At 72.4% G+C, this 9,803-nt stretch carries 9 protein-coding genes; 3 read left to right on the forward strand and 6 right to left on the reverse strand.

Going from position 1 to position 9,803, the window contains the following annotated elements:
- The first annotated feature begins 161 nt into the window (after positions 1-161).
- Together coaA and ACFWWQ_RS13450 are read left to right on the forward strand one after the other, a co-directional pair.
- The gene (gene coaA, locus ACFWWQ_RS13445; protein ID WP_384594936.1) at positions 162-1,151 is read left to right on the forward strand and encodes a type I pantothenate kinase; all 990 of its coding nucleotides are present in this window, start codon (positions 162-164) and stop codon (positions 1,149-1,151) included.
- Between the two features lie 347 nt (positions 1,152-1,498).
- Positions 1,499-2,512, forward strand: a complete 1,014-nt coding sequence (locus ACFWWQ_RS13450; protein ID WP_384594939.1) for an esterase/lipase family protein — start codon at positions 1,499-1,501, stop codon at positions 2,510-2,512.
- 71 nt (positions 2,513-2,583) lie between these two features.
- Here the strand turns inward: ACFWWQ_RS13450 and glmM are convergent, their stop codons facing one another.
- The 4 genes from glmM to ACFWWQ_RS13470 form a co-directional block, all read right to left on the reverse strand.
- The gene (gene glmM / locus ACFWWQ_RS13455; protein WP_384594942.1) at positions 2,584-3,957 is read right to left on the reverse strand and encodes a phosphoglucosamine mutase; all 1,374 of its coding nucleotides are present in this window, start codon (positions 3,955-3,957) and stop codon (positions 2,584-2,586) included.
- A gap of 161 nt (positions 3,958-4,118) precedes the next feature.
- A complete protein-coding gene (gene rpsI / locus ACFWWQ_RS13460) occupies positions 4,119-4,631 on the reverse strand; it encodes a 30S ribosomal protein S9 (protein ID WP_143940054.1) in 513 nt (170 codons plus the stop codon).
- A 41-nt stretch (positions 4,632-4,672) separates the two neighbouring features.
- On the reverse strand, positions 4,673-5,116 hold the full coding sequence (gene rplM, locus ACFWWQ_RS13465; RefSeq protein WP_030283422.1) for a 50S ribosomal protein L13: 444 nt from the start codon (positions 5,114-5,116) through the stop codon (positions 4,673-4,675).
- 392 nt (positions 5,117-5,508) lie between these two features.
- A complete protein-coding gene (locus tag ACFWWQ_RS13470) occupies positions 5,509-7,137 on the reverse strand; it encodes an ABC-F family ATP-binding cassette domain-containing protein (protein ID WP_384594947.1) in 1,629 nt (542 codons plus the stop codon).
- A 98-nt stretch (positions 7,138-7,235) separates the two neighbouring features.
- Here ACFWWQ_RS13470 and ACFWWQ_RS13475 point away from each other — a divergent pair, with 98 nt between their 5' ends.
- Positions 7,236-8,075 (forward strand): hypothetical protein, encoded by an 840-nt coding sequence (locus ACFWWQ_RS13475; protein WP_384594950.1) that lies wholly within the window; start codon positions 7,236-7,238, stop codon positions 8,073-8,075.
- A gap of 126 nt (positions 8,076-8,201) precedes the next feature.
- Here the strand turns inward: ACFWWQ_RS13475 and truA are convergent, their stop codons facing one another.
- Together truA and rplQ are read right to left on the reverse strand one after the other, a co-directional pair.
- The gene (gene truA, locus ACFWWQ_RS13480; RefSeq protein WP_384594953.1) at positions 8,202-9,053 is read right to left on the reverse strand and encodes a tRNA pseudouridine(38-40) synthase TruA; all 852 of its coding nucleotides are present in this window, start codon (positions 9,051-9,053) and stop codon (positions 8,202-8,204) included.
- Between the two features lie 81 nt (positions 9,054-9,134).
- Positions 9,135-9,617 carry a 50S ribosomal protein L17 gene (gene rplQ, locus ACFWWQ_RS13485; protein ID WP_384594956.1) on the reverse strand — a complete coding sequence of 161 codons (483 nt, stop codon included), beginning with the start codon at positions 9,615-9,617 and terminating at the stop codon, positions 9,135-9,137.
- Between the last annotated feature and the right edge of the window lie 186 nt (positions 9,618-9,803).

The following is a 9,803-nucleotide window of genomic DNA, read 5'->3' on the forward strand; positions in this document are numbered from 1 at the left end:
GGGCCCTGCACCGCGCCGTCCACCCGGGGCAACCCGGTCCATGCTCGAAGACGGCGACCGGCAGCCAACCGTTCCCGCCCCGCGCGCCCTCTTCCGCCCGCCCCCGCGCCCCCGGGCGCCCCCGCGCCCCCCGCCCCGGCCCGCCCCCGCACAATGAACCCGTGGCCCAGACGACCGATCCGCAGCAACGACGCCGCGCCGAGCGCTCCCCGTACGTCGATCTGACGCGTACGGAGTGGAGCGCGCTGCGGGAGAAGACCCCGCTGCCGCTCACCGCCGAAGAGGTCGAGCGGCTGCGCGGTCTGGGGGACGTCATCGACCTCGACGAGGTCCGCGACGTCTACCTCCCGCTCTCCCGGCTGCTCAACCTCTACGTCGGCGCCACCAGCAATCTGCGCGGCGCGCTCAACACCTTCCTCGGCGACGCGGGCGGCGGCCACGGCGCGCAGCCGGGCACCCCGTTCGTCATAGGCGTGGCGGGCAGCGTCGCGGTCGGCAAGTCGACCACCGCGCGGCTGCTCCAGGCGCTGCTGGCGCGCTGGCCCGAGCACCCGCGTGTCGAACTGGTCACCACCGACGGCTTCCTCCACCCCAACGCCGAGCTGCACCGCCGCGGTCTGATGTCCCGTAAAGGGTTCCCGGAGTCGTTCGACCGGCGGGCGCTGACCCGCTTCGTCGCCGATGTGAAGTCCGGCCGCGCCGAGGTCACCGCGCCCGTCTACTCGCACCTCATCTACGACATCGTGCCGGGCGAACGGCTCACCGTGCACCGCCCCGACATCCTGATCGTGGAGGGCCTGAACGTCCTCCAGCCCGCGCTGCCCGGCAAGGACGGCCGCACCCGCCTCGGACTCGCCGACTTCTTCGACTTCTCCGTCTACGTCGACGCGCGGACCGAGGACATCGAGAAGTGGTACCTCGGCCGCTTCCGGAAGCTGCGGGAGACCGCGTTCCAGGACCCGTCCTCGTACTTCCGCCGGTACACCCAGGTCTCCGAGGAGGAGGCGCTGGAGTACGCGCGGAAGATCTGGCGGACCGTCAACAAGCCCAACCTGGAACAGAACGTCGCCCCCACCCGCGGCCGCGCGGGCCTCGTCCTCCGCAAGGGCCCCGACCACAAGGTCCAGCGGCTGTCGCTGCGGAAGCTCTGACCGCACGCCCACGGACGGCCCCCGGAGGCACCCGCGCCCGGCGGACCACCAGCCGGCAAGCCGTCACCCCGGCCCTCAACTCCCCGTGCACACCCGGCGATTGGCCGCGTCCCGCGTCTTGTCACCGGCGCCGCCCCCGCCCTACCGTCAGGTAACACGGTCCGTGCACGGATCTTTCCGGACCGTGGCCCGCACGACGCGGACCGACGCCGTACGCACCCCCCGTACCCGCCCCCCGTACGCCGTCCGGCACTCCGCGGCATGCCCTTGCGCGCTCCCCCTCGTTGACAGTCCGCCGGCCGCTCCGGCCCGCCCGGAGCCGGTCAGCCCTCTCACCAGGAGCCCCCATGACCCGTGCCTCCTCCCCCCGCCGGACCGTCCGCCACCGCCCGCCGCGCCGGGCCGCAGCCGCCGCGCTCTGCCTCGCCGCGGCCGGACTCGCCCCCGCCGCACCCGCCCATGCCGCCCCCGCCCAGGCGCCCGCCACAAAGACCCCCACGAGGACCCCCACGAGGACCGCCGCCCTGCCCATCGGCGACCTCGGCACCGCCGTCCACCACTTCCTCTTCAGCCCGGACGCCGTCGCGGGCGCCAACGACTGGAACTGCAAACCCGGCGCGGCGCACCCCTACCCCGTCGTCCTCGCACACGGCACCCTCGCCAACGCGGGCGCCAACTGGGTCGCCCTCGCCCCCACCCTCGCCAACCAGGGCTACTGCGTCTACGCGCTCAACTACGGCATGAACCCTCTGTCGGCGGGCCGGGTCGGCGGCCTCACCGACATCGGCGACTCGGCGCGGCAGCTCGACGCCTTCGTCGACAAGGTGCTCGCCGCCACCGGCGCGAAGAAGGCCGACATCGTCGGTCACTCCCAGGGCGGCATGATGCCCCACTACTACCTCAAGCGGCTGGGCGGCGCCGCGAAGGTCCGCACCCTCGTCGGCATCGCGCCCAGCAACCACGGCACCACCCTCGACGGCCTCCTCACCCTCAGCAAGCAGATGAACGCCCTCGGCTTCGTCAACAACATCCTCGACACCGCCGGGCTCACCGGCCTCAAGCAGCAGGAGGCCGACTCCGACTTCCAGAAGGAGCTGTGGAAGGACGGCGACACCGTGCCCGGCGTCCGCTACGTCGTGATCGCCACCCGCGAGGACACGGTCGTCACCCCGTACACCAACGGCTTCCTGTACGGCGGCGACGTCACCAACGTCACGCTCCAGGACCAGTGCCCCGACGACAGAACCGGCCACGCCGGCCTCTTCCTCGACGGCCCCACCCTCCAGAACGTCGTCAACGCCCTCGGCCCGAACGACCCGCACTTCACCCCGGAGTGCCGCGACTACGGCCCGGCTCTCTGAGCCGCGCCCTCCACGCCCGCGCCCCCGGCCGCAGTAGCGACCGGGGGCACGGGATGCGTACGACGGCGGGCTCAGCCCAGCGCCGACTTCACCGCGTCGGCCAGCCGCTCCGCGACCGCCCGCGCCTGCTCGATGTCGGCCGCCTCGACCATCACCCGCACCAGCGGCTCCGTACCCGACGGACGCAGCAGCACCCGGCCGGTCGCGCCCAGCTCCCGCTCCGCCTCGGCGACCGCCACGGTCAGCGCCGGGGAGGTCGCGACCTTCGACTTGTCGACGTCGGGGACGTTGATCAGTACCTGCGGCAGCCGCTCCATCACGGCGGCCAGCTCGCCCAGGCCCCGGCCCGTCGCGGCGACCCGCGCGGCCAGCATCAGGCCCGTGAGCGTGCCGTCGCCGGTGGTGGCGTGGTCCAGCACGATGACGTGCCCGGACTGCTCACCGCCGAGCGCGAGACCCTGCCCCTTCATCTCCTCCAGGACGTAGCGGTCGCCGACCGCGGTCGCCACCATCTCGATCCCGGCCCGCTCCATCGCCAGCTTGAAGCCGAGGTTGGACATGACGGTCGCGACGACGGTGTTCTTCCGCAGCGTCCCCGCCTCGCGCATCCCGAGCGCGAGGACGGCGAGGATCTGGTCGCCGTCGATCTCGTTGCCCGCGCGGTCCACGGCCAGGCAGCGGTCCGCGTCGCCGTCGTGCGCCAGGCCCAGATCGGCGCCGTGCTCGACGACCGCGGCGCGCAGCAGCCCCAGGTGGGTCGAGCCGCAGCCGTCGTTGATGTTGAGGCCGTCCGGGTCCGTGCCGATGGCGACGACGTCCGCACCGGCGCGCGCGAACGCCTCCGGCGAGACCTGCGCCGCCGCGCCGTGCGCCCCGTCGATGACGACCTTCAGGCCGTCGAGGCGGTTGGGCAGCACCCCGACGAGGTGCGCGACGTAGTTGTCGAAGCCCTCGTCGTAGGCGGAGACCCGGCCCACCCCGGCGCCGGTCGGCCGCTCCCACGGCTCACCGGAGGCGTGCGCCCGGTACGTCCGCTCGATGCGGTCCTCCAGCTCGTCGGCGAGCTTGTGGCCGCCGCGGGCGAAGAACTTGATGCCGTTGTCGGGCATCGGGTTGTGGCTCGCGGAGAGCATCACGCCGAGGTCCGCGCCGAGCGAACCGGTCAGATACGCCACCGCCGGGGTCGGCAGCACGCCCACCCGCAGCACGTCCACCCCGGCGCTCGCCAGCCCGGCGACGACCGCCGCCTCCAGGAACTCACCGGAGGCCCGCGGGTCCCGCCCGACGACGGCCACCGGCCTGCGCCCCTCCAGGGCGCGACCGTGCCCCGACTCCTCCTCTGCGAGTACGTGCGCCGCAGCGACCGACAGACCGAGCGCCAGCTCCGCCGTCAGATCCGCATTGGCGACACCGCGCACCCCGTCCGTTCCGAAGAGTCGTCCCACTGGTGTCCTCCGCATAGATGAGCTTGAACCAGAGCATTGCGTCCAGGTATACGCCCCCGGACGCCCGGATGAGGCGCTGGTCCCGGATAGCCGAACGCCCCGGCTGCACGGAAAGTGCCGACCGGGGCGTTCGCCACGTGCTGCGCGCGCAGCAGGCGTGATTAGCGCTTGCTGTACTGCGGCGCCTTGCGGGCCTTCTTGAGACCGGCCTTCTTGCGCTCGACCGCACGGTCGTCACGCTTGAGGAACCCGGCCTTCTTCAGGGCACCGCGGTTGTTCTCGACGTCCGCCTCGTTCAGCGCACGGGCGACGCCCAGGCGCAGCGCACCGGCCTGGCCGGAGATGCCGCCACCGGAGATGCGGGCCACGACGTCGTAGCGGTTGTCGAGCTCCAGCACCTTGAAGGGCTCGTTGACTTCCTGCTGGTGCACCTTGTTGGGGAAGTAACCCTCAAGGGTGCGACCGTTGATCTTCCACTGACCGGTGCCCGGAACGATCCGGACGCGGGCGATGGCGTTCTTGCGACGGCCCAGGCCGGCGGCCGGCTGCGGGTCGCCGAAGCGGGAGGCGAGGGACTCGGAGGTGTACTCACCCTCCACGACCTCGGTCTCGGTGGTGTATTCCTCGACGGCGTCTTCGTTCTCGATGACGGTCTCGGGAGTGGTCTCGGCCACGATGCTCCTCAGATTCTTTTCGTCTTAGGGGGTGGCCGGACTTACTGCGCGACCTGGGTGATCTCGAACGGGACCGGCTGCTGAGCAGCGTGCGGGTGCTCGGCGCCCGCGTAGACCTTCAGCTTCGAGAGCATCTGACGGCCGAGGGTGTTCTTGGGGAGCATGCCCTTGATGGCCTTCTCGACGGCCTTCTCGGGGTTCTTGTCGAGCAGCTCGTCGTACCGGACGGAACGCAGACCACCGGGGAAACCGGAGTGGCGGTAGGCCAGCTTCTGGCTGCGCTTGTTGCCGGACAGGTGCACCTTGTCGGCGTTGACGATGATGACGAAGTCACCGGTGTCAACGTGCGGCGCGTACACCGGCTTGTGCTTGCCCCTCAGAAGGGACGCGGCCTGAGAGGCCAGACGGCCCAGGACAACGTCCTGCGCGTCAATGACGTGCCACTGGCGCTGGACATCGCCGGGCTTGGGGCTGAACGTACGCACGGTCGTAGCCTTCGCTTCTTCAGTGATGGGGTCTCCCACTCCTCCGGAGGAGGCTCAGGAGACGGGGTCCTGTACTGGCACCTCGGTCGATCGGACCGGCAGTGCGGCGCTACGGGTGACGCAACCCGATCGTCCGCCGCCGGTTCATCGGCCCGGTGGCCGGCGTAAGGGCCCCTCACGTGAGATAGAGCAAGCCAATACGCATAACGAACTGGCAGAATACCGGCCCGCCCCCGGCCGGGTCAAAACGCGGCTCGAACCGGTGGACGACCCCGGGATGCCGCCGGGGACCCCGGCCCGGTGCCCCCGCGGCCTCCCCCTACGGGCCCCGGCCCCGTACGGACCGGCTTCCCCGCTCGCACGGGCCGTACCCGTACGCGCTCCGGCCGCCCTCACCGCTCCCGCGCCACGCGCCCCTCGCCCCACACCGGCTCCGTCGTCTCCCGGACCACGCCGTCCGCGCCGAACACCAGGAAGCGGTCGAAGGAGCGGGCGAACCAGCGGTCGTGCGTCACCGCCAGCACCGTGCCGTCGAACGCGTCCAGGCCCTCCTGCAACGCCTCGGCGCTGTCCAGGTCGAGGTTGTCGGTCGGCTCGTCCAGCAGCAGCGCCGTCGCGCCCGCCAGCTCCAGCAGCAGGATCTGCAGCCGCGCCTGCTGCCCGCCCGACAGCCGCTCGAACCGCTGCTCCGCCTGACGCTCCAGCTCGTACCGGCGCAGCGCACTCATCGCCGCGCCCCGGTCCTTGGCGTGCTCCGTCCAGAGGATGTCGAGCAGGGTGCGGCCGGTCAGCTCCGGGTGGGCGTGGGTCTGCGCGAAGTACCCGGGCACCACCCGGGCGCCGAGCTTCCACTGCCCGGTGTGCGTGACCGGACGCTCCGCGTCCTGGGCCAGCAGCCGCAGGAAGTGCGACTTGCCGGAGCCGTTCGAGCCCAGCACCGCGACCCGCTCGCCGTAGAAGACCTCCAGCGAGAACGGCTTCATCAGCCCCGTCAGCTCCAGGTCCGCGCAGGTCACGGCCCGTACGCCGGTGCGGCCGCCGCGCAGCCGCATGGTGATCTCCTGCTCCCGCGGCGGCTCCGGCGGCGGCCCGGCCTCCTCGAACTTCCGCAGCCGGGTCTGCGCCGCGTGGTAGCGCGAGGCCAGCTCATGGCTGTTCTCTGCGGCCTGCCGTAGGTTCCGCACCAGCTTCTTCAGCTGCTCGTGCTTCTCGTCCCAGCGCCGCCGCAGCTCCTCGAAGCGCGCGAACCGCTCCTTGCGCGCCGCGTGGTACGTCGCGAAGCCGCCGCCGTGCACCCAGACGTCCGACCCGGCGGGCCCCGGCTCCACGCTGACGATCTTGTCGGCGGCGCGCGCCAGCAGCTCCCGGTCGTGGCTGACGAAGAGCACCGTCTTCTTCGTCCGCCGCAGCTGCTCCTCCAGCCACCGCTTGCCCGGCACGTCCAGATAGTTGTCCGGCTCGTCCAGCAGCAGCACCTCGTCGGTGCCGCGCAGCAGCGACTCCAGCACCAGCCGCTTCTGCTCACCCCCGGAGAGCGTCCGCACCAGCCGCCACTGCGCCTTCTCGTACGGCATCCCCAGCGCGGCCGTGGTGCACATGTCCCAGACCGTCTCGGCCTCGTAGCCGCGCGCCTCCGCCCAGTCGCTGAGCGCCTGCGCGTACGCCATCTGCGCGGCCTCGTCGTCGACCGTCATCACGGCCTCCTCGGCCGCGTCCACCGCCTCCGCCGCCGTCCGCAGCCGCCGCTGTGCGACGGAGACCAGCAGGTCACGCACGGTCCGCTCGTCCCGTACCGACCCCACGAACTGCGGCATCACCCCGAGGCCGCCACCGACCGTGACCGACCCGCCGTGCGGCGTCAGCTCCCCGGCGAGCAGCCGCAGCAGCGTCGTCTTGCCCGCGCCGTTCGCCCCCACCAGCGCCACCGACGAGCCCTCGCCGACACGGAACGAGACGTCCCCGAGCAGCACCCTCCCGTCCGGCAGGTAGTACTCCAGATGCCCGGCTTCCACATGTCCCATGGACCGGATTGTCGCCGCCCGCCGCCGTATTCCCCAACCGGATTACGGGGACGGGAGCACCGGTTCCCGCACCGCACCGGGTCGCTAGGATGCGCGGCATGAGCTTTGGGCATGGGGGGCCGTTCGACGGCCCAGGGGGATCCGGTTCCACCCCGGACTGGGAGGCACTCGCCGAGCAGAGCGAGGCGGGCGCCCGGCGCAAGCGCTGGCTGATGATCGGCGGCGGTGCACTGGCCGCCCTCGCCGTCGCGGGCATCGTCGTGACCGCCATGCTCGTCGGGGGCACCTCCGGCAACAAACACCCCGATGACGTGGCCGCCTCCGGCTCCGGCACCCCGGAACCGCACCCGTCCTTCTCCGACGTCTCGGTCCCCCCGCCGCCCAACCCGCGGGACTACATCACGGACCGTACGAAGGACCGCGCCCCGCTGACCACGGCCGCCCTCTTCCCCGACAAGGCCATGGTCATCGGCGAGCACACCTATCCACGCACCGCGGAGTCCGCGTCGAAGGACTGCACCGCGGGCACCCAGGGCGCGCTCGGCTCACTGCTGAAGCACAACGGCTGCGAGACGCTGCTGCGCGCCACCTACACCAAGGACGGCGTCGCAGTCACCATCGGCATCGCCGCCCTCGACTCCGCCGACGCCGCCGAACGTGTCAAGGCGAAGGCCCAGGGCAACCTCGCCCCGCTCGCCGGAGGCCACGTCGGCGAGGAGTTCTGCCGCGGCACCGCCTGCCGGATGACCGCCAACGCCACCGGCCGGTACGCGTACTTCACCATCGCCGGGTACCTCAACGGCGAGCGCGTCACCGAGAAGTCCACCCCCGCCCTCCAGATCGGCCGGGACGGCGAGTCCTACGCCTTCGCCCGCATCATCCAGCGCGGCAAGGACCAGGCGGCGAAGGCCGCCCAGACGCAGGACCAGCAGGGCTGACCAGCAGGGGCGGGCGCCCGCGGTGCCCGGCCCGGTACCGGGCCGGGCCCGCAGCTCAGCCCCGCGCCCGGCCTCACACCCGGTCGGCGCCCCCGGGCGGGCCCGCGAGCCGCAACCGTCCCGCGCTCAGCAACACCCCGCCCCCGGCAGCGTCCGCCGGTTCCGCGCCTCCAGATTCCGCGCCATCAGCCGGTCGTCGGCCGGGTAGCCGACCTCCTCCAGCGTCAGCCCGTGCGGCCGCACCACATGCACCGCCGAGTCCCGCACGCCCGCGGCCAGCACCTTCCCCGGCCAGTCGACCGGCCGGTGCCCGTCCCCGACGAACAGCAGCGCGCCGACCAGCGAACGCACCATGTTGTGACAGAACGCGTCCGCCTTCACCGTCGCCGTGACGATCCCGTCCGCGTCCCGCACCCAGCTCAGCTCCTGAAGCGTACGGATCGTCGTCGCCCCCTCACGCCGCTTGCAGTACGCCGCGAAGTCGTGCTCCCCCAGCAGCGCCTGCGACGCCGCGTTCATCGCGTCCACGTCCAGCGCCCAGTCGTGCCACAGCACATGGCCGCGCAGCAGCGGGTCCACGCCCCCCGGATGATCGGTGACCCGGTACGCGTACCGCCGCCAGACTGCCGAGAACCGCGCGTTGAAGCCGTACGGCGCCTCCGCCGCCCGCCACACCCGGACATCCTTCGGCAGCCGCCCCGCCAGCCGCCGCAGCAGCCGGTCACCGTGCTCGGCCCACAGCTCCGCGGGCAGATCCACATGCGCCACCTGCCCGCGCGCGTGCACCCCGGCGTCCGTCCGCCCGGCCACGGTCAGCTCATACGTCTCGCCGGAACGGGTCACCGTCCGCAGCGCTTCCTCCAACTCGCCCTGGACGGTGCGCCGTTCGCGCTGCTTCGCCCAGCCGGAGAACTCCGCGCCGTCGTACGAAAGATCCAGCCGCACCCGGACGTGCCCGGGCTCCACCTCATCGCTCACCCGTCGATCCTCTCAGAGCACGGCAAACGGAACGGGCCCGCTCCCCGAAGGGAACGGGCCCGCCCGCGGGACTCAGCGGCCTCAGGCGTCCTTGGACTCCTCGGCCGGCGCCTCGGTCGCCTCGGCGGCGTCCTTCTTCAGCGCGTCTTCCTTGACCGCACGCTTGGTGGCGGCCTCGGCCTCACCGGTGGCCTGCTGGGCCACGGTCAGCGCCTCCACCAGCTCGATGACGGCCATGGGAGCGTTGTCGCCACGGCGGTTACCGATCTTGGTGATGCGGGTGTAGCCACCCGGGCGGTTCTCGAACCGCGGGGCGATCTCGGTGAACAGCGTGTGCACGATGCTCTTGTCCGAGATCAGCTGCATGACCTGGCGGCGGTTGTGAAGGTCGCCCTTCTTCGCCTTGGTCACGAGACGCTCGGCGTACGGGCGCAGACGGCGGGCCTTGGCCTCGGTCGTCGTGATGCGGCCGTGCTCGAAGAGCGCGGTGGCCAGGTTGCGCAGCATGAGACGCTCGTGCGCCGCGCTGCCGCCCAGACGGGCACCCTTGGCGGGCTTCGGCATGGTGTTTCTCCTTCATTGCTGCACCGGCCGTATCAGGTACCGGTGTCAGTTCCCACGAGGCGGACGCCCCGCGGAAGATTACGCACGGCCGGGGGGGGGGGGGGGCGGCGCCCCCCCCCGGGGGGGGGGGGGCGGGGGGGGGCGGGGGCCGCACACCCCCCGCACCGCGCGCGCGCGCGCGCGCGC

The organism is Streptomyces sp. NPDC059080, assembly GCF_042739975.1.
GTDB lineage: Bacteria > Actinomycetota > Actinomycetes > Streptomycetales > Streptomycetaceae > Streptomyces > Streptomyces benahoarensis.